A 26,182-nucleotide genomic window follows, 5' to 3' on the forward strand; every position below is an offset into this window, starting at 1 on the left:
AGCTGTGGAAACCAGTACAATTACAACCACTAATAAATCAATTGATATGAAATTTAAAAAGAAATCTAAATTCAAGGATTTCTTTCGAAAACTGTCAAAAAGCTGGGCTGGGTTGCTCGGTTTTTGCATAGTTTTCTTTTTAGTAGTTCTCAGTCTATTTGGGCAATGGATTGCCCCTTTTGATCCTATGGATGCCCCATTACGAGATCGTCTTTTACCTCCTTTTACAGACGGTCACATATTGGGAACCGATCAATTAGGAAGAGATATACTTTCTAGAATCATTGCAGGTACAAAAGTATCCTTAATTATCGGGTTAGCCACAGCTTTATTAGCCGGGGTCATTGGCACCATCGTGGGTGTGATTGCAGGATACTTTAGGGGCTGGATTGATATAGTTCTAATGCGAATTGTGGATGTTCAATTAAGTTTTCCATTTATCTTATTAGTACTCGTCATAAGTGCAGTACTTGGAGCAGGACTTACAAACATTATCATATCTCTTGCTTTAGCGGGATGGGTTATTTTTGCCAGAGTTATTCGGAGTGAAGTGTTGGCTTTGAGAGAAAAGGAATTTATTACAGCAGCAATCGCAACTGGTGTGCCGAAATTCGAGATATTAGTAAGACATATCCTCCCTAATATCTTTACACCCATCATTATTTTAATCTCCTTACAAATGGGCACATACATTATCGCAGAAGCATCCGTAAGTTTCTTAGGATTCGGAGTTCAACCGCCCACTCCTGCATGGGGCAATATGCTTAATGAAGGAAAGGACTATATTTTCAGTTCTTGGTGGTTAATCACATTCCCGGGTATTGCGATTATCCTCACTACACTTGGGGTTAATTTATTTGGTGACTGGTTAAGGGATACACTCGATCCAGAACTAAAAGGCGAATAATAGGAGGTGAAAAAAATGACTGAAGTACTTCTTGAAATCAAAAATCTTGGTATCCAATTTAGTACAGGAGAAGGTACCGTTCAACCGATTCGAGGGGTAAATTTCTCCTTGAAAAAAAGTGAAACTCTTGGGGTTGTTGGTGAATCTGGTAGTGGAAAAAGTGTTACTTCTTTAGCGATAATGGGACTTTTACCAGAGAAAAAAAGCAAGATTGTTTCTGGGAGTATTCATTTTAATAATATAGATGTAACTACTCTAGATAATCACCAATACAGAAAACTTCGCGGGAATGAAATATCCATGATATTCCAGGAACCAATGACCTCTCTCAATCCTGTTTTTACAATAGGTGAACAATTAAGTGAGCCACTAAAACAGCATAAAAAAATGCCAAAAAAAGAAAGAAAAGAAGCCATCATCAATATGTTAAAGCAAGTGGGCATTCCAAGAGCGGAACAGATTATTAACGAATATCCTCATCAATTATCAGGCGGTATGAGGCAACGCGTAATGATTTCATTAGCCCTTTTATGCGATCCTAAACTCCTCATTTGCGATGAACCTACTACTGCTTTAGATGTAACCATTCAAGCACAAATCTTAGAACTGATGAAGCAAATTAAAACTGAAAAAGATATGAGTCTTCTTTTTATTACACATGATTTGGGTGTGGTAGCAGAAATGTGCGATCGTGTTGTGGTCATGTATGCTGGGGAGATTGTTGAAGTGGCAGAAATCCATGAACTATTTGACAATCCTCTACATCCATATACAAAAGGTCTAATCCATTCTCTTCCGACGAATAATTCGAGAAAAAGCAAGCTCTATTCCATTAACGGACAAGTACCTAGGCCTGATGAAATTGGAGAAGGCTGCACATTCGCCAATCGATGTCCATATGCATTTGATAAATGCACTGTTAGCGCCCCTCCTACTTTTTCAATGGGAGAGCATTTAAGTAAATGTTGGCTACAAGAGTCCAATCGGCAGGTGAATATTCATTGACGGAAAAGCCCTTACTAGAAGTTAAGAATCTTAAAAAATACTATGAAATATCACAAGGTCTCTTTAAGCCGAAGCTAGTAGTAAAAGCTGTAGACGATATTAGTTTTTCTATTAATAAAGGAGAAACTTTTGCCCTAGTTGGAGAATCTGGTTGCGGAAAATCGACAACTGGAAGAACCATATTAAGGTTAACTGGTGCAACTTCAGGTAAAATCCGATACAAGGGGCAAGACCTTCTATCATTACCGACTGAAAAAATGCGCTCATTACGGAAAGAGATGCAAATGGTCTTTCAGGATCCGTACGCTTCTCTTAATCCTAAGATGACCATTAAACAAATCTTAATGGAACCGCTCCGAGTCCATAAGAAATTTCATCCTGACGAACGATTGGAGAAAATTACCGAGATTCTAGAAATCGTCGGTCTCTCTAAAACACATCTTGAACGGCACCCTAATGAATTTTCCGGTGGACAAAGGCAGCGGATCGGCATAGCTAGGACTGTTATTTTAAACCCAGACTTTATTATAGCAGACGAACCCGTTTCCGCTCTTGATGTATCTGTTCAATCACAAGTTATTAATTTAATGCTCGAGCTACAAAAAGATTTTGGTTTGACATACTTATTTATTTCCCACGATTTAAGTGTTGTTAAACATATGACAGACCGAGTTGCAGTTATGTATCTTGGGAAAATTGTAGAATTAGCCGACACTGAAGAATTGTTTTCAAATCCAAAGCACCCTTATACTCAGGCATTAATCTCAGCTATCCCTGTGTCTCACCCCAGAGAAGCGAAAGAACGAATCGTATTGAAAGGAGATGTTCCTAATCCTGCCAATCCACCTTCCGGATGCACGTTCCACACAAGATGCCCATATGTCATGGAAATGTGTAAATCTATTGAACCTTCACTCACAGAAATAGCTACAGGTCATACCGCAAGCTGCCATCTATATACCACTAACAAGGAGGAAAAAACAAATGCTATTATCTATTCCTAAATACGAATTTAAAGAAAGACAAGAAAAGTTTAAAAGCATTTACAAAGGAAAGGAATGTGATGCTTCCGTTCTTTTTTCTGTAACAGATATCTTTTACTTAACTGGATTTCATTTTCATCCTACCGAGAGACCTATTGGTTTGCTGATTGATCCGCAAGATAAAGTTCACTTATTTGTTCCAGCATTAGAGCATGAACATGCGGAAGAATATAGTATTGTGGATTATGTACATTCCTATCCTGAATATCCAGGAATTAAGCACCCGATGGAGTATTTCAAAGAGATCTTAATAGAATATGGGTTTGAAAATAAAACGATTGGTTATGATTCTTTAGGTTATGGATCCCCAATGGGCTATCGCGGTCCTGCTATAGATCAGCTAATCGACTCGAAGCAATTTGTATCTTTACAGGGTGTAGTTGAAGAATTGAGATTTATTAAGAGTCCAAATGAAATTGAATTAATTAAAGAATCCTGTCGCTGGGGAAATCTAGTTCACCGCTTGCTCCAAAAGTATACCAAAAGTGGTTTAAGTGAAATTGAAATTACTAGTAAGGCTTCGAATGAAGCAACAAAAGCCATGATTGATACTCTTGGACCCGATTATAAACCACATGGCCAAACACCTTACGCTGTTTTTCGTGGTCAAGTCGGTCCAGAATCTGCTTTCCCCCATGCCGTAACACAAAATATCGTATTAAAAAAAGGAAACACTCTAGTAACGGGAGCAGCATCCAGTGTTTTTGGATATACAAGTGAGTTAGAGCGAGTCATGTTCGTCGAAGAATATTCTAAAGAGCAGGAAAAATATTTTCACCATATGTATGAAGCCCAAGAAGTTGCATTTAAAGCCATCAAACCTGGAAGAACGTACTCTGATGTTGAAAAAGATGTTCAAGCATATTTCAAAGAAAACAATTTGACAGAATTAACGAGACACCATACCGGCCACAACATCGGAATACTTGGACATGAAGCGCCGTTTTTCGACTTAGGTGATCACACATTACTAGAACCAGGCATGGTTGTTACCGTTGAGCCTGGAATATATGTGAAGGGCTTAGGTGGTTTTAGACACTCTGATACGGTTCTTGTGACAGAAAATGGTATTGAAATGTTGACTTATTACCCGAGAGACCTCCAATCCTTAATTTGTTACTAAAGGTGTTATACTTAGTACCAATAATGAATGACTCAATCTTTCTGAAAGGACGGTTGAGTCATTATAATTTTTTTCTGGGGTACTTTAAATGAACTTTTTTATTTTGGCCAGTGGAACTTAAAAAGTAATGGAAAATGCAAAAAACGCACTTTACCCAAAGGATTAATTAAATACGATAGTAGTTTTAATCAATTGGATAAAGTGCGTTCATAAATTAAAAATAATAACGCCCGCCTGGGTGTTAAAAAAAATGAAAAAAGAAGTATAAGCCTAGTACACCCTCCTCATAAGCCATAAAAAAGGATAGATTGAAGTCATTTGTTTTCCACTTTCTTTTCTTTCAAAACTTCGATTATCTTTTCGTTTTCCTTTGCCACTTTAAATCCCATATCTTTTACGAATGTCTTCTTTTGATCCTTTATACCGCCAATAACCTTATTTTTTAGACATGCCACTAATGTGCAGTAATCAGGATGTGAGCCGATGTTATTTAGCCTTGTTTCCATTTGATCTCGCGATACAGGATAACCCAAGTCTCCCATTAAACTCGCAAGCTTGGGAATATCCTCATTAGCCGTCTTCCTGATATGTATTTTATGCTCCATTTTACACCTTCCTGCCTTCATGCGGTTTTACTCCCTTATCCAAATCGCTTTTGTATATCCAATTTTCAAACCTGCTTTTTCCATATTATTCTGGCTTGCCGAACCAAACCTTGCCTGACCTGTCACCAGCCCGGCATTATTTGTAATCGCTTGGCAGATTCGGGCTTGAATAAGCGCGCTGTGGACTCCCCTGTTTCTGAAAGAAGGCAAAACAGCCGCAGCCGCAAGATTTGCCACCCCTTCTTCCATAAAAATGACACCTATTCCAGCTGGTTCGTTGTTTACAAATGCGAGATAAAAGACCCAGTTTTCATTGCCATAAAGCACCTCATTATTCTCAGCTATCCCTTGGCTAAGGAATCCAGGCATGCCAAACCCCTTTGTATACACCTCGCCGAAAAGGTCAAAATCCTCTCTTTTCATCCTGCGTATATCAATACCAGCATGAATGGGAAGGTCCTTAAGATCTGAAGGCTCCGCAAACAGAGTGGTATGGAAATCACACTGATAAAATCCTTTTTGATGAAGCATCTTCAATAAATCTGATGATCCGTTAGAAGGTGTGATCTCCAATCGAATGGGGATTCCTTTTCCCTGGTAGAAATCAACTATTTGATCCAGAACTTCGGCCTCTGCTTCCTTAAATCCTTTAACAAGATTGAAGGATGGGCCCGGAATATTCCTTGCAAAAAAAGCGGTTGTCTGGCCAATTCTTTTAATTTCCACGCCCATTGGGTTTCCATCCCGATTTTTAATAGCTGTCAATCTGGAATGCAGTACATCTGTCTCTGCCTGGTCGAGCCTCTCAGCTAAGTCACTTTTCATCACTAGATTCATAATTTGCACCTCATTTTTTAAACGTCTAGCCTTCCAAAAGAATACAATATCTTATATCGCTTAACTGCAAGTATTCCTTTCCAATGATTGCGTGCAATTTGGAATTCATTATCAAATTGTTCCCAGCTCCAGGAAATATCCCAGGTTCCTTCATTTGAGATCTGCTCAATATAGAAATCAAGATTATCATCAATTAACGTTCCGAATTTCATAGAAAGAGAATTTTCTGGGTGCTCAGCAAAATCCAATGGAGTGGCTGTATAGCCTAATCCCCAATCTCTCTTGTTCTTCCCGGCAGCTTTGTATGCAAGAGCATTCACTTTTTCAGCCGTATGCTTGAGAGGATATTTAATTCTGGAATCAAATTCAGTTTCCTGCTTAGACATTAACTTAACCAACTGCTGAAAGTTGTTTATTTCATGTCTATCCATCTCATCAGCTTCCATTAAGTAATCAGCTGCATTCTTAATCATTTCCCACCCTATTTCAGCAGCACTGCTTCCGGGTGGTGACCAATGCAATAAGAACCCCGCAAGCTCTGCACTTGGGTTATAAAACCAATTTTCCTGGACACTCTCTGTCCAGTGCCACCATGGAGCATGTGGGTACTCGTTGTTTGAAGGCATCACTGATAGCCACATTTTCTTCTCATGCATATAGCTGTGTTCCAAATAATTTACTAGCTTTTGTACAACATTTAACTCGGGTTCTGCTTCAATGTCCATCAAAATTTGTCCGGCCGCCCATGAAGCCATCGGTGATGAGTGAGCTGACCAGAAATCAGGTTCAATGCCATGGCCAAATCCTCCGTCGTCATTCTGAAAAGCTTCAAGACATTTTATTACCCCTTCATCCTTACGATCCTCAAAATGGTATGACCATAAAGCTGATTCAAGCGGCCTTGCATTTCTTTTTATCCATCTGCTTGTATTTTCAAATAGTTCTTTCGTAATCTTCATAATTCATTTCCTTTCTTAAATAGGCCCATTTGATTTCTTATTAGTTTTCTAGCTATTATTTTAATTTCCTTTTTTAAACAATAAAAAAAGAAAAGAGTCAAAGCTCTTTTCCTAAACAATCCACTTTACAATATCATCAAATGGTCTGCGTGTTTTCGGTCTTGGGTCTTTCACTCTGTACCCAAATGCGCACATTACCGACAGCCCGAAGCTTCCTTTTTCAAGCAATCCTTCCTCATCCAGCAGCTTATTCATTTTTTCAATATCAAAACCTTCAATAGGGCAGGAATCTATGCCAATTTGTGCAGCAGCGGTCATCATATTCCCCAGTGCGATGTAGCTTTGCTTACAGGCCCAATCAAAGAGAGGGCGGTTTCCTTCCAGAAGATCAAAATCAGACTTCTGGAATTCCTCAATCCTCTGCAAATATTTTCCCATCAGTTCTTCCGGCATCCCCAGAGTATTTCTAAAATGATTCTGCAGATACTGGGAATCATATTTTGTGTCTTTTTTCGTTCTTGCCAGGACTAAAACAAAGTGGCTTGCTTCAGGCAATTTACCGAATGCTCCCCAGGAGGCATTCTTAATTTTCTCACGGAGCTCCTGGTTCTGAACAACCACAAAACGCCATGGCTCAAAACCAAATGAACTTGGTGACAGACGGCCTGTCTCCAATATAAATCGAAAATCTTCTTCGGGAATTTTTTTATTTGGATCAAATTCTTTTGTCGCATGCCTGAATTGATAGGCATTCAGAATGTCTTCCTTTAAAGTTTCCTTTTCACGCAAAACCAACCACTCCTTTTTTGACCGTTCTAAATTTAACGTAACACATTACAGCATAACATTCATGAAATCAGCTTTTAGTTTGCCCTTTTCACTGCCGTTCCTAATCATTTGAAGCTTGTCTTTGTAAATCCATAGACAATCTGATCATATCCCGGCAATGAACTCCATTTTCATGGATATCTTCTTTGTAATTCCGCACAAAAAAATCTCTATCGACCCCAGTGATTCTAAAACCGCATTTTTGGTAAAGAGCCAGCTGCCCGATACTGGAATTCCCTGTACCAATTTCAAGAGTCCTATTTCCACCTTGAATAGCAAGCTCTATTGCATGCTGAAGAAGTTTTCTGCCGATGCCTTCCCCCTGATATTTTTCACTAACGGCAATATTAACAATCTCACATGTTCCTGGCCTTGTGGCAAGAAGGATATAAACGCCGACTACTGCTCCGTTAAGTTCAGCAATATATGTTTCCCCTCGATTTAGATAATCCTCAATAAATTCAATTGAAGGATCTGCCAATAATAGCAGATTCCTGGGAGGGGGCTCAGAATGGCGAAGACTTCGAATCTTCATTATGTTCTCCTTTCTATGTCAAATTGGAAAAATAATCCTTTAAAATGCTTTCTGTTTGTTCTTTCGGATCAAAAACAGAATGTCCTGACCCTGCAATCATTTCTTCTTTTAATGAAGGATGATATCTTCTAAATTCCTGTACCTCTTCATCATTAATAAGAGTGCCTTTTTCCTCTCCGCGCAATAAAAGGACTGGCCCTTCAATCTGATCCAGTCCGTGCATTAAGTCCAAATCCTCTGAATCCATCTGAAGCTTCATGGGGAGATCTTTATGAACCCTCGCATGAATTCCATCTTCTTTTTTTACATAGAATTCTTCTTTTCTTTCTGCAAATTCTTCCGGGCTGATTTCATGATTAGGGGAGATAGACTGATAAAGCTCCCCCCACGTCTGATGAATTTTATATTTGGCGATTAGGTTGTCAACCCACTCTTTTTTCATAACAAAGCTTTTTGCAGGATAGTCCCCCACTACAAAGCCCTTTATTTTGCCCGGGTAATCTACTGCAAATTGCACAGTATTCGGAACTCCCCTGGAAAATGAAATAAAGTGTGCTTTCTCAATTCCTGTGTGCTGGAGAACCGCCTCAATATCGCTGGCCAGATGCCGGATTGTAAAGCCGGTCTCCGGAAGGCTGCTGTCCCCACACCCTCTTAAGTCAATCGAAAGGACCCGTCTTGGGGTTCCCCATCTTCCTTGAGAAAGTTTTTCTCCTATCCACCTGAACATTCTTCCATTTGAAAGGTTCCCATGAATACATATAACGGGAAGGCTGTCATTCTCGAATGCAGGTTTCCATTCCAGATAATGAAGGGTAAAGCCTTCCTTTCTTTCTATATAATGATGATCCATAGCAGTCATCTCCACAGTTTATTTTTGATTACCTTTTTTATTTGAGTTTCCTTTTCATGCTTATCGATATATTCAAAATATCCAAATCTATTTCCCCAAGGATCAGAAAATGCAGCCCACTTAACAGGGACTCCTTTTTGTATGGATATCAAATGGAGTTATTTTTAATTCTGTGATTAGCTTTTTACGTTCCTGTTCAAGATCAGGCAGACCCAGCCTAATTGGACCGCTCCCTATACTGGGGGATCCCTCAGCTATCTGAAGCCAGCAACCTGTGATGAGTTGCCACTCTGCAAATCCTTCATGCGGAATGAAATCTGGTTCTTTATTAAGCAATGTTTCATACCGCCACAGTCCCCTTTTCATGTCCAGCACCCTGAATTGAATCGTCATTTCATAAATCATTGCAGCCCTCCTATTCCATTCCAATTTATGTTATTCGTTAAAATCATCACATTTCCTTTAAATTATTGTTTTTGAACGAAAGTTAAGGGAATTAAGAGTATTGGATAATAGAAAGGGAGTTGAATAAACATGACAATTAATGCTTTGGTATTAAACTGTACGCTAAAAAAGAGCAGTGAACCCTCCAATACCGGCGCACTTATAGATGAGGTTATTAAATTTTTTGATGAAACGGAAGTCGAAACAGAGGTCATTACAGCTGCAGACTTTAAGATTGGTTATGGTATTACTTCTGAAGCTGTGGATCAGGAGGATGAATGGCCGGATATTTTTAAGAAGGTTGAAGAGTCAGATATCCTTATCCTTGGCTCTCCCATCTGGCTTGGCGAGCAGAGCAGCATCACCACTAAAGTAATTGAAAGATTGTATGGAGGAAGCAGTTTGACCAATGAAAAAGGCCAGTATATTTATTACAACAAGGTCGGCGGAGTTGTGGTGACTGGCAATGAAGATGGAGCCAAACAAGTTTCCCGTTCTGTGCTATATTCACTCTCCCATATAGGATTCACCATACCGCCAAACGTTGACACCTATTGGGTTGGAGAGGCTGGTCCCGGCCCATCCTTCATTAAAGCAAAGGGCTATGAAAATGACTTCACAAGACAGCATGCCAAAGTAATGGCCTATAATTTAATCCATTTTGCTAGAATGTTAAAAGCTCATCCGATACCTGCAGAAGGAAATATCGTCAAAGGATAGTTGCATCATTATGCAGTAAAAAACCAGCATTAGCCCTAAATGCTGGTTTTTTGCTCACTATCTTTTGGGGGAAATCTCCAATCCCAATTGATTTAGCGCGTGGGTAATTCCCTGCTGCAGAATAGAAAAACATGGAATTTGCGTTTCTTTATTTCCGCTCATTATTATTTGGAGGCTAAGCTCCGGTGAAATCCCGACAAATATACAGTTGCTGCCCAATAGAGAAGCGGCTTTCACAAATTTCTTCAGAAAATCTAGAGTATATTGATCTACACCCTTTAATCCAGTTAAGTCCAGTATTAAATACTCAGCTTTATAACGGGGAAGATTCAGTAATGTTCTGTTCAGCAATTCCTCTGCCCGCAGCTCTTCATATCTTCCAACCAAAGGGATGACCAAAATGGAGTCGATCACAGGTATAATAGGAGAAGAAATCTCTTTAATGATTTCAGACAATACTCTGGTCTGCTCAGCAATTTCCTTCTCCAGCTCTTTCTGGTTGCTTTGTGTCCGCTCCTTTATCAATGCGCTAATATTCTGGGAGGGTGTAATGCCGGATTCGAAAAATTCGTATTCGGAATACTGATCACCCTGGACCTGGCTTTGCCTCACTTTATACCAAATATTCGTTTCAAACAGTCCGCTTAACACACCTGCCCAATGTCCAGGCAAAAAAGTGCCTTCGGTTTGTTTCTTTTGAGCAATATTAATCTTATATTCCCAGCCGCTGTTAACACGTACAACGGCTTTCTTTTCTTTGAGACAGAAGGAAACAATGTCTGTTTTTCCCCATCCAGCAGTTAGATAAATATTGGGCAGATGATTGATAATGTCTTCTTTTTCTCTATTCGATTCCAAATAAAATTTGCTGACAATTTTCCCTGTACGATACCCTGCTGTCTCTAGGACAAGCTTGGCCGACTTTTCACCAGAGATCTCTTCAATGGAGTCCAGCAGTGTCTTGAAAGCTGTGTTTACCCAAAATACCACCACATCGTCATTCTCAAATCTAAACGTTGCATCATCCAAATCCCAATCAAATAAAGATCCATTTACATTTATTTCATACTTGGAAGAGTTAGTCTCCATCGAATACCCCCTCATTTTATACATTGATTGCTATCTAGTCATCTATTTAAAGAACATTATTATTCTACCCTCAAGAATATTTCGGAGTCAAAAATGTATATGCTTCCGTTAAACCCTTATTAAATATGAAAAATAGTCATGTAAAATAGCTGCTGAAATTTGCCGCCTGCGAGCCCATAATCCATGCAATTTTCCACAGCTCATTGTGGAGAGTTTTTATTCACCTCCAAAAAAAAGATAGGCAAGCAAGTCTTCCCCGCTTATACCTACCCTTCTTCTTCCCACTTAATCGTAAATATACTGCCTTTTGCCGAACTTTCTTTTAAAAATAAATTTGCGTTCAAAGCACCCGCCAGCAGTTTGCTGAATGGAAGGCCCAATCCGAGCCCTCTTACTTTCAGTTTCTTCTGTTCACCCCTGTAGAAACGCTCAAAAATATAAGGCTGTTCCTCTTCCGCTATTCCTGAACCATTATCATGAACCTCAATAAATCTTTCGCTTAAAATAACAGTAATTCTGCCATCTTCATCAATGGCATGATAAGCATTATTCAATAAATTAATCATAATCTGCTGCAGACGGTACGGGTCTGTTGATCTGCATAAGGTTTCAGCGGGCACTTCCACACGATAGTGAAAATGGCCTTTCTGTGCCAGTGCCCATTGCCTTACAATATCTTGCACGAGCTTATTCATATCACAGTTTTCGGGCCTGATTGAAAAAGCACCGGACGAAAGTGAATTGAAATCGAGCAAGTCCTCAATCATTTTCTGCAAACGGCTGACTTCTTTTAAAGAAATATCAAGAAATTCCTCTTTTTCTTCCCCGCTTACAACATCATCACGCACTGCCTGAATTAGGCCGCTTATAGATGTCACAGGAGTTTTCAAATCGTGTGTGACCCCAGCCAGCAATTCTGCCCGAAGTCTTTCAAGGTGCATAAGCCGCTCTGTCATTTCTTTAAACGAAATGATTAAATTATGAATCTCTTCCTCATTGGCTCTGGCATTCAGTTCGATTTTATAGTCACCTTCGCTGACTTTGGAGGCAGCTTGAGCTACTTCCTGAATGGGCCTCGAAATTTTCCTTGAAAGAAAATAAATAACACTCCATCCGAGGAGACCCAATCCTGTGAGCATGATAAATAACAAGGAATATTCCTGATTTACGTTCGTCAAATCATCTGCGCTTTGGACCACCACGACCCATCCAACCTGGTTATTATCGAATGATATCACCGACTTGACCGCATACACAGCCTGCCCATCCTGTGTCTCCAGTTTTTGGACGTTCTTTTCGTTCTCAAGCAAATCCGCAGGCAAAGTTCCGAGATTGGGACCAGCCTGGTTATTTCTCTGCATACGCCCAGATTTTTTATATAATATCTGGCCATTTAAATCGCTTATAAAAACCTGGGGGTCAAACTTAAATTCCAGCAGCTTAGCTCTTTCCTCCAGCATTCTGTTAAAAAACGGGTCAAATTCTATGCCGCCGTCCTGCTGCACGACACGCCCCGCAGTTTCATCAGCAACGTACTGCAGCAAGTTCAACCGGTTTTCAAGAGTTGTCTGCCTGATCCACCACATAGATCCCGCTGCCAGTATGATAAGTCCGATGACAAGTGTAAAAAGATAGCGGGTTGTCCAATAGCGGAGCAGTGTTGTTCTTTTGTTATTTTTCATAAACATGGAATTGGTACCCCATTCCTCTTAGCGTCCTTATTTCACCTTCTGTTTCCGGCCAGTCCGTTAATGCCTGCCGTATCCTCTTTACGGCCAAATCGACAGCACGGTCACTTCCGTCATAATCCATTCCCCAGACATGGTCAATCAACTGATCCCTGGTGAAGGTCCTGTTAGGCCTTTCAGCCAAAAACAGCAGCAAAGATAAATCCCGCGGGGTCAAACTTATTTCCTTGCCATTCAGGAAAATACTATGCGCATCAAAATTTATCGTTAAGCTTCCATATTGTTTTATATGTTCATCCGTGTACATATTTGCTGATCGCCGTAATACGGCATTCACACGTGCAATTACCTCATCCCCGATAAAAGGCTTTGAAATATAATCATCTGCACCTGAATTCAGGCCCTTCAACTTGTAATCAATATCCCCCAGCGCTGTAAGCATGATGACAGGACATGCACTTTTTTCACGAATTTTTTCAAGTACACTCCATCCATCCATGCCGGGCATCATAATATCCAGGATCACAAGCTGAGGTGTGTGACTGAAAAATTGCTCAAGGGCATCGGTGCCATCATATGCTGTTAGAACTTCAAACCCTTCTCGCTGCAAATAAGCGCTTAAAACCCTGGAAATAGCCAATTCATCTTCTGCCACAAGGATCTTTTTCATTTTACTTTCCTCCAATAAGTTAACTATACAGAAAAATCCCCGGATTTGTACACGGGGATTTTTAATACTTATTACAAAGAGCCTGAATCTGTACTTGTATCAGTTAGATCTTCTTTTGATACCCGCTGCCTCATGCTGCCATCTTTCCCAGGTCCATGACTGCCTCTCATTTCCTTCATGCCCAACCCTTTAATACCCATAAAATTTTCTCCAATTACATCCTGTAATTTAGCACTGTCCTTCTCTTCTATTTCCGCGATAAGGTCTGCTGTTGATTTATCATTGGTGGAAATACCCAAGTCCTTAGCGAGATCAGCCACTTTTTTCTCCCTAACCTCTTGAGCAATTTGCTGAATAAATTTCCCATCTATTGATATGCCAAGTTCCTTCGCTTCTTTTTTGACCTTCACGGAAAAGACCTCTTTCGCAGCTTCCCTGATATCTTTGCCTTCTATGGAGATTCCTAGTTTTTCAGCCTCTTTTTTTACTGATGCTGTGTATATTTCTTCTGATAAGGTCTGCAAACCTTTTCCATCAGAAGAAATCCCCAGCTCTTTTGCCTTCTTGTTTAATGAAGCAGCCTGTATTTCTTTCTTAAGAGTAACCAAATCTTTGTCTTCAGTTGATACTCCCAGTTCTTTGGCCTCCTCTTTTAGCTTTGCTGTACCAATTTCTTCATGGAGTGCTTCTGCATCTTTTCCTTCTGTCTTGATGCCCATTTCTGCAGCTTCCTTTTTCAGCTTAGCAATCATTACTTCCTCCAGAAGGTCTTCAGCGTCTTTCCCATCCGTTTTAATCCCAAGCTCCTTCGCTTCTTTCAGAATTTCTGCTTCCCGGATTTCACCAATTAAGGTTTCGCCATCTTTTCCTTCTGTTTTAATGCCGAGCTCTTCAGCTCTTTGAAGGACAGATTCAGAGTCATTAGTCCCCCCCCTGCCATGATGTCCAAACCCCTTGTTTTTAAATTTCCTGCTTACCTCGCCTTTTTCTGCAGAAGTTTCGGTATCTGCTGCAAAAGATGTTGTTGCATACCCTCCTGCCAGTATTAAACCTGCAAGGCTAACACCAATGATTGTCTTTTTCATCACTATACCTCCTGACTATTTTAAAGGCCAAGCATTCTTAACCTCGACTTTACTATATCGGGGCAATATGTCAGGAAGATGTCAAAAAAACAAAAAAAAAACCGTCAATGCCGCAATAAACGGCCAGACGGTTTTTAGCCTGCTTCCCGAACTTCTTCATTGATAAATCTCCTCTTCTGGATAAAGATGAGCCTCATTGAAAGACAAACACCTGCAGCAAGAAGCCCGAAGGTAAGGCCAAGCCAATATCCAGTGGCCCCGAGGCTGGTATAATGTGCAAGAACATAGCCAGCAGGCAGACAGATCAGCCAATAGGCAATCAATGTGATAACAAAAGAAATATTCACATCTTTATATCCTCTTAATGCAGCTTGTGCAGTAGCTTGGATGGCATCAGAAACCTGGAAAAACAGGGCGTAAATTAGAAAATGGGCAGTTAACGCAATAACGGCACTGTCAGTGGAATAAAAACCTGCGACTTCATAGCGGAAAAATACGACCAGAAGCCCAGTAAACAAGGCAATCAATACGGCTAAATAGATGCCGAGCCAGCTGTAGGACTTTGCATCCTTATACCTGCCTGCACCCACTTCAAATCCGACTAACACTGTCTGCGCCATTGAGATGCTGATTGGAATCATATACAGGAATGAAACAATGTTTAATGCAGACTGATACGCGGCAATAGTTGTCACATTGAATTTACTGATTAAGATGGTCACCACTGCAAACATACTCGTTTCAAAAAAGATTGACAATCCCATGGGTACTCCAATCTTTAAGATTTCTTTGCATTTATCCCATGAAAAATCATTTAGACCGCTGAATATCGTATAGCTTGAAAAAGGCTCCTTCGTTTTTATAATAAAAGCAGTCATGATAAGGATGAACCAATACGTAATAGAAGTTGCATACCCTCCTCCTGCTCCTCCCAATTCAGGAAATCCCCAATAGCCAAATATCAGGACATAATTCAGGAAGAAATTGATTGGAAGTGAACAAAACAAAATCACCATTACAACTCTCGTTTTGCCGAGTGCATAGATGAAAGATCTTAAAACATTAAATATAAATAAAGGAATGATCCCAAAGCTGAGTCCCACAAGATAGCCCCGAGCCGTTGCTTCCACAGCATTAGTCAGATTCATGCTATCAAGCAGCGGGTCAAGCAATAAAGAACCTAACAGGATGACTGCAAAGGCAATAACAAAGCCCAGAAAAATTCCATTTTTCACGATAGAAGTAACTTCTTTGTTCTTTTTCTCTCCTAACGCTTGAGCCGCAATTGGAGATACAGCCATTAAAATTCCGCTGAGCCCGGTAAAAACAGGATTCCAAATGGAGGAGCCTATCGCTACGCCTGCAAGGTCGGAAGCATTATATCTTCCCGACATGATCGTATTAAAAAAGACCATTGCAAACATGCCAAGCTGCGTGATTAAAATAGGAATCAGCATGATGGTGATTTGCCTGATCTTCTCCATTAAAGTAAACGTCTGATACATCCTAAAGACTCCTTCACAAAATATTAAACACAAATATCATTATATTATATCTTTAAGAATAAAGACCTTCCTTTTATACAAAAGAAAAAAGAGCTGCAGAAGCTCTTTTTCCAGGACATCACTCATTTTCTTCTTCAACTATATATTTGAGTTTTTGCAGCTTATTATTCCAGAATTGTTCATAATAGGACAGCCATTGCTTTAATTCTGTCAGCGGCTCAGGCTGGAGATGATAGATTCTTTCTCTGCCTGCCTTTTTTCCTTTTACTAATTCAGCTTCAGAAAGGATATGAAGATGTTTTGATATGGCGGTCCGGCTTATGGGAAAATGAGCACTTATCTCTGAGATCGGGCGTTCTTTTTCAGCCAGCAGCCTTAACACTTCTCTCCTCGTTGGATCGGCGATTGCCTGAAACACATCATGTTTCCTGGCAGAAACACCCATTATTCCTCAACAACCTTGCCAAGCTTCGCAAGAATTCCAGTCCATCCCTGAGACATTCTTTCACGGATAACCGCACTCTCCGCTTGAGCTTTCTCAACCAGTTCATCTGACTGTTTCCAGCCGCCATGTATAAGAGTAAATTCAGTTTTGCCGCCCAAATCTTTCAATAGGAAAGATACAAACCATCCATCTGTATCCCATTTAAAAGAAAGGCGGTTAGGTTCATCCAGTTCTGTCACCTTACAGGGAGACGGGCCAAATGGGGACTGAATATGAAACTCATAACCCAGCTCAGCCTTAAAATCATTAGGCATAAACCAGGCTTCAATTCCTTCTGCCGTAGAGACTTTCTTCCAAACCTTTTCAATAGGCGCATTAAGTATGACTGTTTGTTTAATATCCTGAAGTGTTTCCATTTACTTGCTCCCCTTTATGAATAAAATATAACCTTTTGGTTTCATTTCAATCATATAAAACCTTTTGGTTTCATGTCAACTGGAATATTATGATGTTTCCTAAATTAAAGCCTAAATATGCAGGTTAATCCATATATTTTACAGAAATATATTTATATCTAAAGGAGGGATAATGATGCAGCAAACGGTCCATGCCCAAAAACTTTCTGATCTGGAAACGGCGATTCTTACATATGTGCGTCCCGACACCTTTCCGCTTGCTATAAGAGTTTTGAAAAAAGAAGAAGCACTTCCTGATAGGGTAAAGCGTCCAGCCAGAGATTTTGGAAAAACCTTCAGCATCTGTCAGGGTGTGACAATGTCAAGAAGATATGGCTGGTCCATTGCCATGGGCAAAGAAGACTTATCATGCCCAATTGCCAAAATTGCTTTTGGATTTGAAGAGGAACTGGACTATTACTCTAAAGGAAGCTTAACAGATGGCATGTATACAAAAACCTGTGACCTTGGTGCCTTAACCGAAGCGGCAGTCCCTAAATTTTCAAAAGAGGAAGCCGGAACTATAGTAATGGCTCCGCTCGGGAGAGCAGCATTTAAACCGGAAGTAATCACTGTCTATGGGAATTCAGCCCAAGTCATGAGAATGGTTGCGGCTGCCCTTTATCATACGGGCGGTGAAATTACATCCACTTTTACGGCTAGAGCTGACTGTGCCGATATCGTTATTAAAACGATTAAAACAGGGAAGCCGCAGGTGATCCTGCCATGCTATGGAGACCGTGTTTTTGGTCAGACTCATGATCACGAGATGGCCTTCACCATTCCTTTTTCCATGGCAGATGAGTTTGCTGAGGGATTACAGCAAACCCACAAAGGCGGTGTGCGCTACCCTGTCCCAACCTACCTTCAGTATGAGGCAAAGTATCCGGACACCTATGAGAAGCTGAACGAGATGTTCGACACCCTCCCTTGATTTATTGATGCTGGTGCCCCTAAGAGAGGTACCAGCTTGTTTCATTTGGGGAAAAGGGTAAAATAGAAAAAAGACAGCTATTATGAAAAGAGTGAAATTATTGAGCAGCTTATTCCCATCCCTATATGATTTGGCCATGCAGCCACTTGAAAAAAGAAAATTCCGGAAAATCAGAAGTGAAATTCTTTCCATGGCGGACGGCCGGGTACTCGAAGTTGGTGCCGGCACAGGCATTAACTTCCCATTATACAAAAATGCTGATCGGGTCGATGCCATAGAGCCAAACCAGGCAATGATTGAAAAATCTATTTCACGCAAGAATTCGGCCGCAGTACCTATCCATATCCACCGGCAGTCAGCTGAAGATCTTGAATTTGCGGACAAAACATTTGATTCAGCAGTTGCCACTCTTGTTTTCTGTACGATACCAAATCCTGACAAAGCACTCGCGGAGATCAAACGAGTCTGTAAGCCAAAGGCAAAAATACTATTCTTTGAGCATGTTAAAATGGAGCAGCCTGCTCTGGCACTTGCACAGGAGGCCCTAAACCCTATATGGAAACGAATTTGTGACGGCTGCCACTTAAACCGTGATACACTTCTGGCTATTCAGGAATCCGGCATGAAGGTTACGAACGTAACTTCCTATTATAAAGGATTGTTTCTAGTAATAGAGTGTGAGAATAACGATGGCAGCCGTTAATTTTTAATTAGCGGCACCATTTGTGATTATTTGGGGATTGCTACTCTATTTTTGTTGCTGGCAGCTGAGTAGCTGCGTTTTTTTCCTCTTAACTTTTTCGTCGTTATTAGCTCTGATTAACTACCATTCTCCTTTTCACAACCACATTTTCGTTGTTAATCCGGCTGTTTAACTACCATTTTCATCATCCCTACCACATTCTCGGCGTTATTCCAGTTGATTAACTACCATTTTATCTTCCCCTACCATAGTTTCGGCGTTAATGTGAAAGATTAACTCCCATTCTCTTATTCATGATCCACTTTCGGCTTTATTCATATTTCAAAACTTGAAATCCTTTTCAGTTCTCCACAAAAAAGAAGGCCGATTCAATCAGCCTCCTTTGACTACACCTTTTTTAATTCGTAATTCCGGTTATCAACCAGCTTCTTATCATCCTTTTTAATTGAGCATGCCGCTGTTAATGCCAGGATTGGCTTGACCCTGATCACATCCTGAATTTTTGATGAAAGCTCGGGTTCCAGCCCTTTCTCAGACTCTATGAAAATGGTAAGCTGATCCTGCCCGTTCTTATTTGTGACAACAGCCTGGAAGATCGAATACCCTGCTTCATTCAAGACTTGTTCAAGCTGTTTTTCCCTTACAAACATTCCTTTAACCTTTACTCCATCACTAACACGCCCCAGCACTCCTGCAATCCTTTTTCCCTCGTACCCTTTAACCCAGCGGGAGAGGTCGCCTGTGCCAAAGCGGATGAGAGGGTAGCTTTTATCAAATAGAGTGACAACCACTTCTCCTTCTCCATCTGAGACCTCCCATCCAGTCTGGGGGTCACAGATTTGAACGATGGCAGAATCAGTTACTCTCAGCCCTGGGCCCTGCTTGTCTTCAAAAGCAATACATCCGCAATCCGCAGTCCCATAGCCTTCATATACGGAAATTCCATTGTCTTCACACCTTTTCCGCATTTGTTCAGTCAGCATTTCTGCGGTAAAGAAAGCTTTGTTCAAGACTACATCATTTCCCATCTTCCAACCCTTTTCTTCAATGGCATCAAGCAAAAGGTTAAAGAAGCTGGGAGTTCCCACATAGCCGGTTACCCTGACATCCTTCATGATCTGAATCTGCAGTTCCCGATTCCCGGTTCCGGCCGGGATGACAGTTGCTCCTATTTCACGAAGTGCCGAGTCAAACATAAAGCCTGCCGGTGAAAGATGATAGGAAAATGTATTCTGTACAATATCATTACTGTTAAACCCAGCTGCCCTGAGAGCTTCTGAAAATCGCCAAAAATCCTTCTCGGTGGTTTGCGGATCATAGATTGGTCCTGGTGACATAAAGATTCGTGCCATCTCATTAGGCTTTACAGCTGCAAGGCTTCCGAAGGGCTGGTCTGCAGATTGCACTTCCGGCAATCGATCTTTTTTAAGCACAGGAATTTTTTGTAGATCCTTTAGTGACAGAATGTCACTTGGAGAAATATGTGCATTATCAAGCTGACTTTTAAATCCTTGGGCATTGTCATAGGCATGCTGGATCACTTCCTTCAGCTTTTCCACTACAGCCACCTCTTTCTTCTTTTATAAGATTTAATATCTTTATAGCTTTTCCGTCCCTTATCCCCCATTCCAAGGTAAAATTCACGCACATCCTGATTGGAGAGAAGCCGGTCCACTGTTCCATCCATCACAATCCTGCCGTTTTCCATGATGTATCCATAATCGGCAATCGACAAGGCAACATTGGCATTCTGTTCAACTACCAGTATTGTGGTCCCCTCTTCTTCATTGATTTTTTTTATAATCCCGAAGATCTCTTTTACTAATAGCGGGGCCAGTCCTAATGAAGGTTCATCAAGAAGCAGCACCTTCGGCTTTGCCATGATCCCCCTGCCAATGGCCAGCATTTGCTGCTCTCCTCCTGACAGATATCCCGCCTGCCTGTGCTTCAGCATTTCAAGCTTTGGAAAGTAATGATAGACTTTTTGAATATCACTTTTAATATTCTTCCGGTCTTTCCTGGTATGAGCACCCGCAATCAGGTTATCTTCCACAGAAAGGTGCTTAAAGACACGTCTTCCTTCCATGCACTGAAAAATGCCTTTCTTTACGATGGTTTCAGCATCGCTTACATCAATGCGCTCCCCATACAGCTCGATAAACCCGTCTGTTACTTCACCATTTTCACTCTTCAACAGTCCGGAAATGGCTTTAAGGGTAGTCGTTTTTCCGGCTCCATTACTGCCGAGAAGAGCAACTATTTTCCCTTTGGGCACCACCATCGACATCCCCTTTAGCACAAGGATGACCTTATCGTACATCACTTCGACATTGTTAATTGTCAGCATGCATCTGTCCTCCCGCCTTTTATAAACTCTTTCTCTATTTATTCGTTCCAAGGACAAGTTCTGAATCATTTGTTGTTTGCTGGTTTTCTGGGTTTATTTGCAAAATCTGAGATTTGTATGCGGATTCCAATGTTTGCAAAAATTTCAAGTTTCTTTGCCGAATTTCGATTTTATTTGCCAAGTTCACAATTTAAGCAATGATCCAATCTTTAAATGTTAACAGGAGGCGGGTATAAAACCTCGCCCCCATCATTTTAGTAGCCGATATAATCAGTGAACACTTCAAACTGGCCGTTTTTGACTTCTGCTAATCGAATTTGGTTTGTACCAGCATGATTGTCAGGTGAAAATGTAACTGGAGCGGCTAGACCGCCAAGATCAAGATTTGAGATTTTCTCCAGGCCAGCTCGGATCCCTTCGCCTGAAGTCGGGTCTTCAGCAAGTTTTAGGCCTTCAACCATAATTTTGGCAGACACCCATCCTTGGATAAATTTCTGGTTCTTGTCCTCCAGCTTTTCACCCTTGCTTTCTACGAACTTCTTGATTTCTTCCATTCCAGGAAGATCTTCATAAGGGAACGCGTGTGTGACAACCCCGATAAATCCTTCAGCCGCATCGCCCGCAATTGGAAGCAACCCTTCGCCGGCAGCCCAGTTTAAACCGATGAATTGTGTATCAAGCCCAAGCTTTTTAGCATCTTTTAGAATCGTTGCGGTTGCCCCCCAGGTTTGATTGATAATCGCATAATCAGGGTTTTTCTTTTCCATGTTCAGTAATTGGGAGGTTGCGTCAAGTGTTTTCAGGTCAACTATTTGCTCATCAACAATTTCAATGCCATTTTCCTTTGCATAATTTTTGGCATCTTCAATAGGTGATTTTCCAAAAGCCGTATCGTTATAAATTAAAGCTACAGTAGGTGTGCCGCCAGTGTGGTTGTCTTTTATCCATTTCAGTACAGATCTTGCCTGGTCGGAATACGAAGCAGCGGCCAGGAAGTTATAAGGGCTTTCGTCAATATTTTTTAGATTCTCTGAGTATGAAGCAGAGATGAATGGAAGTTTGTCGGCTGCCACCTGCTGGCGAAGGGCTTCTGTGTCACCTGTGCCCCATCCTAAAATAGCCGATACTTTATCTTTTGATTTTAATTTCTGATAAAGTTTTTGAGCTTCAGGAATTTTATAAGCATAGTCATCACCGATTAATTCGAGTTTATAACCGTTGATCTCCTCACCTGCAATGGATTCAAAAAATGCTTTTTCACCTTCTGCATACGGTGTTCCTACATCACCGGTACCGCCCGTTAGGTCAAAAATACCGCCGATTTTGACAGTGGCTTTCTTGTCACTGGATGCTTCCTCGCTGCCTCCTGAACATCCAGCCAGCATTCCAGCCATTAATGATGCTGCCAATAAACCTTTCCATACCTTCTTCATAATGTTCCCCCTCATTTTTACCTCTTTTTATAAAAATTTGAAAGTTTTACTTTCAAAATTTTCAGAAATTATTACCCGGGAATTAATAAGAAAACGGCCACAGCTTAAAGTAGTCTTTAATATTCTTCCAAATTTTTGCGAGCCCCTGCGGTTCATAAATCAGGAATAAGATAATCACGAGGCCAAATACTACCTCTTTCATTCCTATTAAGACTGCAGATAGGTCTGGGAAAATTCCGCTCATCATTTCTACGCCTGACCTGAGGACAACCGGAAGCAGTGTAATAAAAACGGCTCCGTAAATCGACCCGAATACACTCCCTAAACCGCCAACCAGTATGATTGCCAAGTATTCGATGGACACTGTAATGCTGTAAAGCTCGGGACTTACAACCATCGTATAGTGACCCAGCAAAGCTCCGGCGATTCCTACGAAGAAGGAACTAACAATAAATGCCAATACCTTATACTTAAACAAATCGATTCCCATAACTTCTGCAGCCACATCACGGTCACGGACTGCTATGAATGCCCTGCCGACCCGCGATCGGAAGAGGTTCAGGGTAAAGGCTGCTGTAATAATCAGCACCACAAACATCAGATAATAATAGCTCCGCTCACTGTAAAAGACAAAACTGCCAAGTTCAGGCCTCGATAGGACCATTCCGGCTGTTCCGCCAGTCAGCGCATCCCAGCGGGAAATAACAAACAAAATGATTACCTGTGCTGCCAGAGTGGCAATGGCTAGATACAATCCTTTTAGCCTTAAGGAAGGCAATCCGAATAGTCCGCCTACAATCGCCGTCACAATACCGGCTGTCGGCATGGCAATCCAGAAGCTTAAGCCCAGCTTTGCTGTCAGAATGGCCGAGGTATAACCGCCTACTCCCAGAAAGGCGCCTACCCCGATGGAAATCTGGCCGGTAAAACCCGTCAGGATGTTCAGGCCAATGGCACCAATCGCTGCAATTCCGCAAAGCGTAGCCAGTCCAACGATATAATCCGATGCAAACATCGGGAATACTGCAAATATAGCCAGAAGAATAAAGACACGCATCCTTACTCTTGATATTTTCCAGATAGCCATATCTTGTTTATAATTCACATGGAATTCTCCGCAATCCATTACAAAAGGATTTCTCATCGGCTACACCCTCTCGATTTCTTTTTTTCCGAACAAACCATATGGCTTGAACATAAGGATAAATACGAGGATGACAAACGGCATAACCTCTTTCAGTCCGCCACCAACCAATGGATCCAGATATCCCCCGGTCAAGCTTTCAAGAATGCCGATGATCAGTCCGCCGATGATAGCCCCTGGGATACTGTCAAGTCCTCCAAGAATAGCAACCGGAAGTACCTTTAAGCCGATCGCTGAAAGGGAAGCATTAACACCATTAATGTTCCCGAGAAGGATGCCTCCAACTGCAGAAACTATGGCTGCAATCGCCCAGGCAACTGCGAAAATCATTTTAACGCTGATTCCCATCGACATCGCCGCCTGCTGATCATCTGCGGTTGCCCTCATCGCAATTCCCAGCTTCGAATATTTGAAAAAGAGAGTGAAAATGATAAGCATAGCCACAACGATTAAAAGTGACCATAAATAGACGGGCGCAATGACAATTTCGCCCAGATTAACAGGCTGTTCTGAGAATATTCTTGGAAACACACGTGTTTCATGGCCCCAAATAATATGGACAATCCCAGCGAGAACACTCGATAAACCGATGGTTGCCATTATCATTGATATGACCGGCTCTCCGATAAACGGCCTCAGAACAATCCGTTCAATGGCAAATCCTAAAACTGCACTGAACATCAGCGCCATTAATAGGGCTGCTATAAAAGGGATGTTGTAGGCTGTAATAAGTGTTAAACATACATACGTTCCAATTAAAAGGAACTCACCTTGTGCAAAGTTGATGGCGTCACTGGATTTATAAATAAGCACAAAGCCCAGTGCCACAAGTGCATAAACACTTCCTACCACGATTCCTGTTACAAGCATCTGCAAGAAAAAAGTCATTAAGCTGCCCCCTCTCCTTCATCCATAAAAATGACCTGAAGCGTTGTTTGGATGGTTTGTTCCATGCCGTCACGATATTTGATCGTGCCATTGACACGTATTTTTTTGTCCTCTGTATAAAGCCCATCGATCAAGGCCTGATATTTTTTAGCAACAAATTGCCTGCGGACTTTCTTTGTTCTTGTAAGCTCCTCATCATCTGCATCAAGTTCTTTATAAAGAAGGACGAATTTTTTAACCCGGGCTTTTTCAGGCAGGGTCTGATTGATTTCCTGCACCTGTTTTTCGATCAATTCCAGCACTTCAGGTTTGGAAGATAAATCGGTATACGTAGTATAGCTGATTTGATTTTTCTCGGCCCAGCGCCCTACATTTTTCATATCAATATTGATCATGGCAACCACATAGGGGCGATCCTTCCCGATTGCTACCGCTTCTTGTATGAACGAACTAAATTTCAGCTTATTCTCGATAAATTGCGGGGAGAACATCTCACCTGTATCAAGACGGATGACATCTTTAATCCGGTCAATGATATACAAATGCCCTTCCTCATCCAGCCTCCCTGCATCCCCTGTATGCAGCCAGCCTTCCTGAATGGTTTCGATAGTGCTTTTTTCGTTTTTGTAGTACCCTTTGCACACACTCGAGCTTTTGATCAGAATTTCCCCTTCATCAGAAATTTTCACTTCTGTTCCAGGTATAGGAATTCCAACACTATCAAGTTTAATGTCGCCATCCCTGTGCACAATGGATATGCCGGCAACTTCTGTCTGCCCGTAAATGCTTTTTACATTGACTCCTATGCTGTGAAAGAATTCAAATACATCGGGTCCCAAAGGAGCACCGCCGGTATAAGCACGCTTGATCTTCAAGAGTCCAAAGTGATCGCGGATCGCACTGAACATCAGATAATCAGCAATTTTATACAAAGCCTTTGTACCAGTGCTGACAGGTTTATTTTCAAAATGGGCTTTAGCTACCTTCTCGCCTATCGGCTTGCACCAGTTAAAAATCTTTCTTTTCAGCCAGCCGCTGTCCTGAATTCTGACCTGAAAGCGCGATACCATATCTTCATAGATTCTTGGCGGCGAAAACATAACCTGTGGCCCAATTTCCCGCAGGTCTTCCAATACGGTTGCCGGCTCTTCAGGGAAATTAATCGTCATCCCATTGTATAAGCCCATAGCAAGGGTCATCATCTGCTCCCCGATCCAGGCAAGAGGAAGGAATGAAACATATTCATCTTTGTCTGTCAGCGGATCAATGTCTGACAAATTTTTAGCCATATCCAGCAGATTCCCGTAAGTAAGCATCGTTCCTTTCGGATTGCCTGTCGTTCCTGAAGTATATGATAAAATCGCCACGTCATCAGCAGTGCCTTTATCAACTTCCTGCACAAATAAATCAGGCTTCTCTGAGTGATAGCTTTCTCCCATTTGCAGAACCTCTTCAAATTCAAACAGGAAATCCTCCCGATAACTTCTCATGCCCCGTGAATCATAATAAATAATCGTTCTGACTTTAGGAATGGAGTCTTTAATTTCCATCAGTTTATCCACTTGCTCCTGATCTTCTGCTACTATTATAGTTGCGTCACAATTATCAATAATGTAACTAAGTTCAGCAGATAAGGATTCCTGATAGATTCCGACAGAAATACCGCCCAAGCTTTGCACAGCAAGCTCACTGATTACCCATTCAGGTCTGTTATCGCCGATGATGGCTAGCTTATCCTCCCTTTTCAGACCTAAAGATGCCAGCCCCAAGCTGAAATTCTTAACTTTCTCCAAGAACGCTTCATACGTGATTTCATTCCAAATTCCAAATTCTTTTTCTCGTAAAGCAACTTGCGACCCATTTATGTAAGCCCTTTCAATCAGCAGCTGCGGAAATGTCATGCTCATAGAATCGCTCCCCCCTACTAAAGTAAACTA

26 protein-coding genes and 1 pseudogene are annotated in these 26,182 nt (G+C 41.3%); 7 read left to right on the forward strand and 20 right to left on the reverse strand.

What is annotated here, in order from left to right:
- Positions 1 to 4 precede the first annotated feature (4 nt).
- From ACR42H_RS17595 to ACR42H_RS17610, 4 genes are read left to right on the forward strand one after another with little or no spacing between them, the layout of a single operon-like run.
- Positions 5 to 907, forward strand: a complete 903-nt coding sequence (locus ACR42H_RS17595) for an ABC transporter permease (protein WP_436372245.1) — start codon at positions 5 to 7, stop codon at positions 905 to 907.
- A 15-nt stretch (positions 908 to 922) separates the two neighbouring features.
- Positions 923 to 1,912, forward strand: coding sequence for an ABC transporter ATP-binding protein (locus ACR42H_RS17600; protein ID WP_436372247.1), 990 nt, complete (start codon positions 923 to 925; stop codon positions 1,910 to 1,912).
- A complete protein-coding gene (locus ACR42H_RS17605) occupies positions 1,870 to 2,916 on the forward strand; it encodes an ABC transporter ATP-binding protein (RefSeq protein WP_436372249.1) in 1,047 nt (348 codons plus the stop codon). The genes ACR42H_RS17600 and ACR42H_RS17605 overlap by 43 nt, the downstream gene beginning before the upstream one ends.
- A complete protein-coding gene (locus ACR42H_RS17610; RefSeq protein ID WP_436372251.1) occupies positions 2,897 to 4,078 on the forward strand; it encodes a M24 family metallopeptidase in 1,182 nt (393 codons plus the stop codon). The genes ACR42H_RS17605 and ACR42H_RS17610 overlap by 20 nt, the downstream gene beginning before the upstream one ends.
- Before the next feature lie 314 nt (positions 4,079 to 4,392).
- Here ACR42H_RS17610 and ACR42H_RS17615 read toward each other — a convergent pair whose 3' ends face one another.
- From ACR42H_RS17615 to ACR42H_RS17645, 7 genes and pseudogenes are all read right to left on the reverse strand, one after another.
- Complete coding sequence (locus ACR42H_RS17615) at positions 4,393 to 4,683, reverse strand: hypothetical protein (protein WP_436372253.1); 291 nt, start codon at positions 4,681 to 4,683, stop codon at positions 4,393 to 4,395.
- Positions 4,684 to 4,710: 27 nt separating this feature from the next.
- On the reverse strand, positions 4,711 to 5,520 hold the full coding sequence (locus ACR42H_RS17620; protein WP_436372255.1) for a GNAT family N-acetyltransferase: 810 nt from the start codon (positions 5,518 to 5,520) through the stop codon (positions 4,711 to 4,713).
- 17 nt (positions 5,521 to 5,537) lie between these two features.
- Positions 5,538 to 6,479, reverse strand: coding sequence for a hypothetical protein (locus tag ACR42H_RS17625; RefSeq protein WP_436372257.1), 942 nt, complete (start codon positions 6,477 to 6,479; stop codon positions 5,538 to 5,540).
- 111 nt (positions 6,480 to 6,590) lie between these two features.
- Positions 6,591 to 7,268 carry an NAD(P)H-dependent oxidoreductase gene (locus ACR42H_RS17630; protein ID WP_436372258.1) on the reverse strand — a complete coding sequence of 226 codons (678 nt, stop codon included), beginning with the start codon at positions 7,266 to 7,268 and terminating at the stop codon, positions 6,591 to 6,593.
- Positions 7,269 to 7,368: 100 nt separating this feature from the next.
- On the reverse strand, positions 7,369 to 7,842 hold the full coding sequence (locus tag ACR42H_RS17635) for a GNAT family N-acetyltransferase (protein WP_436372260.1): 474 nt from the start codon (positions 7,840 to 7,842) through the stop codon (positions 7,369 to 7,371).
- A 13-nt stretch (positions 7,843 to 7,855) separates the two neighbouring features.
- Entirely contained in the window at positions 7,856 to 8,695 is an 840-nt protein-coding gene (locus ACR42H_RS17640; RefSeq protein WP_436372262.1) for an alpha/beta fold hydrolase, read from the reverse strand.
- Positions 8,696 to 8,700: 5 nt separating this feature from the next.
- Positions 8,701 to 9,100: pseudogene (locus ACR42H_RS17645) on the reverse strand (VOC family protein).
- Between the two features lie 129 nt (positions 9,101 to 9,229).
- On the opposite strand from ACR42H_RS17645, the gene ACR42H_RS17650 reads away from it, so the two are divergent.
- A complete protein-coding gene (locus ACR42H_RS17650) occupies positions 9,230 to 9,859 on the forward strand; it encodes a flavodoxin family protein (protein ID WP_436372264.1) in 630 nt (209 codons plus the stop codon).
- Between the two features lie 57 nt (positions 9,860 to 9,916).
- On the opposite strand, the gene ACR42H_RS17655 is transcribed toward ACR42H_RS17650, so the two are convergent.
- From ACR42H_RS17655 to ACR42H_RS17685, 7 genes are all read right to left on the reverse strand, one after another.
- Positions 9,917 to 10,948, reverse strand: a complete 1,032-nt coding sequence (locus ACR42H_RS17655) for an STAS domain-containing protein (protein WP_436372266.1) — start codon at positions 10,946 to 10,948, stop codon at positions 9,917 to 9,919.
- A gap of 266 nt (positions 10,949 to 11,214) precedes the next feature.
- Positions 11,215 to 12,630: an ATP-binding protein gene (locus ACR42H_RS17660; protein ID WP_436372268.1), complete on the reverse strand. Its 1,416-nt coding sequence runs from the start codon at positions 12,628 to 12,630 to the stop codon at positions 11,215 to 11,217.
- On the reverse strand, positions 12,620 to 13,306 hold the full coding sequence (locus tag ACR42H_RS17665; protein WP_436372270.1) for a response regulator transcription factor: 687 nt from the start codon (positions 13,304 to 13,306) through the stop codon (positions 12,620 to 12,622). The genes ACR42H_RS17660 and ACR42H_RS17665 overlap by 11 nt, the downstream gene beginning before the upstream one ends.
- Before the next feature lie 71 nt (positions 13,307 to 13,377).
- Complete coding sequence (locus tag ACR42H_RS17670) at positions 13,378 to 14,391, reverse strand: hypothetical protein (RefSeq protein ID WP_113881348.1); 1,014 nt, start codon at positions 14,389 to 14,391, stop codon at positions 13,378 to 13,380.
- A gap of 134 nt (positions 14,392 to 14,525) precedes the next feature.
- Entirely contained in the window at positions 14,526 to 15,896 is a 1,371-nt protein-coding gene (locus tag ACR42H_RS17675; RefSeq protein WP_113881347.1) for an MATE family efflux transporter, read from the reverse strand.
- 118 nt (positions 15,897 to 16,014) lie between these two features.
- The gene (locus ACR42H_RS17680) at positions 16,015 to 16,341 is read right to left on the reverse strand and encodes an ArsR/SmtB family transcription factor (RefSeq protein ID WP_113881346.1); all 327 of its coding nucleotides are present in this window, start codon (positions 16,339 to 16,341) and stop codon (positions 16,015 to 16,017) included.
- Complete coding sequence (locus ACR42H_RS17685) at positions 16,341 to 16,757, reverse strand: SRPBCC family protein (RefSeq protein ID WP_436372273.1); 417 nt, start codon at positions 16,755 to 16,757, stop codon at positions 16,341 to 16,343. Before ACR42H_RS17685 ends, ACR42H_RS17680 begins: the two co-directional genes overlap by 1 nt.
- 172 nt (positions 16,758 to 16,929) lie before the next feature.
- Here ACR42H_RS17685 and ACR42H_RS17690 point away from each other — a divergent pair, with 172 nt between their 5' ends.
- Both ACR42H_RS17690 and ACR42H_RS17695 read left to right on the forward strand, forming a co-directional pair.
- A complete protein-coding gene (locus ACR42H_RS17690) occupies positions 16,930 to 17,730 on the forward strand; it encodes a DUF169 domain-containing protein (protein ID WP_113881344.1) in 801 nt (266 codons plus the stop codon).
- Between the two features lie 82 nt (positions 17,731 to 17,812).
- Positions 17,813 to 18,433 carry a class I SAM-dependent methyltransferase gene (locus ACR42H_RS17695; RefSeq protein ID WP_113881341.1) on the forward strand — a complete coding sequence of 207 codons (621 nt, stop codon included), beginning with the start codon at positions 17,813 to 17,815 and terminating at the stop codon, positions 18,431 to 18,433.
- A 386-nt stretch (positions 18,434 to 18,819) separates the two neighbouring features.
- On the opposite strand, the gene ACR42H_RS17700 is transcribed toward ACR42H_RS17695, so the two are convergent.
- From ACR42H_RS17700 to ACR42H_RS17725, 6 genes are all read right to left on the reverse strand, one after another.
- Positions 18,820 to 19,992 (reverse strand): phenylacetate--CoA ligase family protein, encoded by a 1,173-nt coding sequence (locus tag ACR42H_RS17700; protein WP_436372276.1) that lies wholly within the window; start codon positions 19,990 to 19,992, stop codon positions 18,820 to 18,822.
- The gene (locus ACR42H_RS17705) at positions 19,992 to 20,780 is read right to left on the reverse strand and encodes an ABC transporter ATP-binding protein (protein WP_009333564.1); all 789 of its coding nucleotides are present in this window, start codon (positions 20,778 to 20,780) and stop codon (positions 19,992 to 19,994) included. Before ACR42H_RS17705 ends, ACR42H_RS17700 begins: the two co-directional genes overlap by 1 nt.
- Positions 20,781 to 21,034: 254 nt before the next feature.
- Positions 21,035 to 22,213: an ABC transporter substrate-binding protein gene (locus ACR42H_RS17710; protein WP_436372278.1), complete on the reverse strand. Its 1,179-nt coding sequence runs from the start codon at positions 22,211 to 22,213 to the stop codon at positions 21,035 to 21,037.
- An 82-nt stretch (positions 22,214 to 22,295) separates the two neighbouring features.
- On the reverse strand, positions 22,296 to 23,357 hold the full coding sequence (locus tag ACR42H_RS17715; protein WP_113881338.1) for a branched-chain amino acid ABC transporter permease: 1,062 nt from the start codon (positions 23,355 to 23,357) through the stop codon (positions 22,296 to 22,298).
- A gap of 3 nt (positions 23,358 to 23,360) precedes the next feature.
- Positions 23,361 to 24,245, reverse strand: coding sequence for a branched-chain amino acid ABC transporter permease (locus tag ACR42H_RS17720; protein WP_436372281.1), 885 nt, complete (start codon positions 24,243 to 24,245; stop codon positions 23,361 to 23,363).
- Positions 24,245 to 26,152 carry an AMP-binding protein gene (locus ACR42H_RS17725; protein WP_436372283.1) on the reverse strand — a complete coding sequence of 636 codons (1,908 nt, stop codon included), beginning with the start codon at positions 26,150 to 26,152 and terminating at the stop codon, positions 24,245 to 24,247. The genes ACR42H_RS17720 and ACR42H_RS17725 overlap by 1 nt, the downstream gene beginning before the upstream one ends.
- Between the last annotated feature and the right edge of the window lie 30 nt (positions 26,153 to 26,182).

Source organism: Cytobacillus sp. BC1816, from assembly GCF_051353635.1.
Lineage (GTDB): Bacteria > Bacillota > Bacilli > Bacillales > Cytobacillaceae > Cytobacillus > Cytobacillus oceanisediminis_C.

What these genes read in the sequence shown, in the direction of transcription:
- ACR42H_RS17600 (WP_436372247.1), top strand. Translation starts at nt 923, where the DNA reads ATGACTGAAGTACTTCTTGAAATCAAAAATCTTGGTATCCAATTTAGT.
- ACR42H_RS17605 (WP_436372249.1), top strand. Translation starts at nt 1,870, where the DNA reads ATGTTGGCTACAAGAGTCCAATCGGCAGGTGAATATTCATTGACGGAA.
- ACR42H_RS17610 (WP_436372251.1), top strand. Translation starts at nt 2,897, where the DNA reads ATGCTATTATCTATTCCTAAATACGAATTTAAAGAAAGACAAGAAAAG.
- ACR42H_RS17615 (WP_436372253.1), bottom strand. Translation starts at nt 4,683, where the DNA reads ATGGAGCATAAAATACATATCAGGAAGACGGCTAATGAGGATATTCCC.
- ACR42H_RS17620 (WP_436372255.1), bottom strand. Translation starts at nt 5,520, where the DNA reads ATGAATCTAGTGATGAAAAGTGACTTAGCTGAGAGGCTCGACCAGGCA.
- ACR42H_RS17625 (WP_436372257.1), bottom strand. Translation starts at nt 6,479, where the DNA reads ATGAAGATTACGAAAGAACTATTTGAAAATACAAGCAGATGGATAAAA.
- ACR42H_RS17635 (WP_436372260.1), bottom strand. Translation starts at nt 7,842, where the DNA reads ATGAAGATTCGAAGTCTTCGCCATTCTGAGCCCCCTCCCAGGAATCTG.
- ACR42H_RS17640 (WP_436372262.1), bottom strand. Translation starts at nt 8,695, where the DNA reads ATGGATCATCATTATATAGAAAGAAAGGAAGGCTTTACCCTTCATTAT.
- ACR42H_RS17650 (WP_436372264.1), top strand. Translation starts at nt 9,230, where the DNA reads ATGACAATTAATGCTTTGGTATTAAACTGTACGCTAAAAAAGAGCAGT.
- ACR42H_RS17655 (WP_436372266.1), bottom strand. Translation starts at nt 10,948, where the DNA reads ATGGAGACTAACTCTTCCAAGTATGAAATAAATGTAAATGGATCTTTA.
- ACR42H_RS17660 (WP_436372268.1), bottom strand. Translation starts at nt 12,630, where the DNA reads ATGAAAAATAACAAAAGAACAACACTGCTCCGCTATTGGACAACCCGC.
- ACR42H_RS17665 (WP_436372270.1), bottom strand. Translation starts at nt 13,306, where the DNA reads ATGAAAAAGATCCTTGTGGCAGAAGATGAATTGGCTATTTCCAGGGTT.
- ACR42H_RS17670 (WP_113881348.1), bottom strand. Translation starts at nt 14,391, where the DNA reads ATGAAAAAGACAATCATTGGTGTTAGCCTTGCAGGTTTAATACTGGCA.
- ACR42H_RS17675 (WP_113881347.1), bottom strand. Translation starts at nt 15,896, where the DNA reads ATGTATCAGACGTTTACTTTAATGGAGAAGATCAGGCAAATCACCATC.
- ACR42H_RS17680 (WP_113881346.1), bottom strand. Translation starts at nt 16,341, where the DNA reads ATGGGTGTTTCTGCCAGGAAACATGATGTGTTTCAGGCAATCGCCGAT.
- ACR42H_RS17685 (WP_436372273.1), bottom strand. Translation starts at nt 16,757, where the DNA reads ATGGAAACACTTCAGGATATTAAACAAACAGTCATACTTAATGCGCCT.
- ACR42H_RS17690 (WP_113881344.1), top strand. Translation starts at nt 16,930, where the DNA reads ATGATGCAGCAAACGGTCCATGCCCAAAAACTTTCTGATCTGGAAACG.
- ACR42H_RS17695 (WP_113881341.1), top strand. Translation starts at nt 17,813, where the DNA reads ATGAAAAGAGTGAAATTATTGAGCAGCTTATTCCCATCCCTATATGAT.
- ACR42H_RS17705 (WP_009333564.1), bottom strand. Translation starts at nt 20,780, where the DNA reads ATGCTGACAATTAACAATGTCGAAGTGATGTACGATAAGGTCATCCTT.
- ACR42H_RS17710 (WP_436372278.1), bottom strand. Translation starts at nt 22,213, where the DNA reads ATGAAGAAGGTATGGAAAGGTTTATTGGCAGCATCATTAATGGCTGGA.
- ACR42H_RS17715 (WP_113881338.1), bottom strand. Translation starts at nt 23,357, where the DNA reads ATGAGAAATCCTTTTGTAATGGATTGCGGAGAATTCCATGTGAATTAT.
- ACR42H_RS17720 (WP_436372281.1), bottom strand. Translation starts at nt 24,245, where the DNA reads ATGACTTTTTTCTTGCAGATGCTTGTAACAGGAATCGTGGTAGGAAGT.
- ACR42H_RS17725 (WP_436372283.1), bottom strand. Translation starts at nt 26,152, where the DNA reads ATGAGCATGACATTTCCGCAGCTGCTGATTGAAAGGGCTTACATAAAT.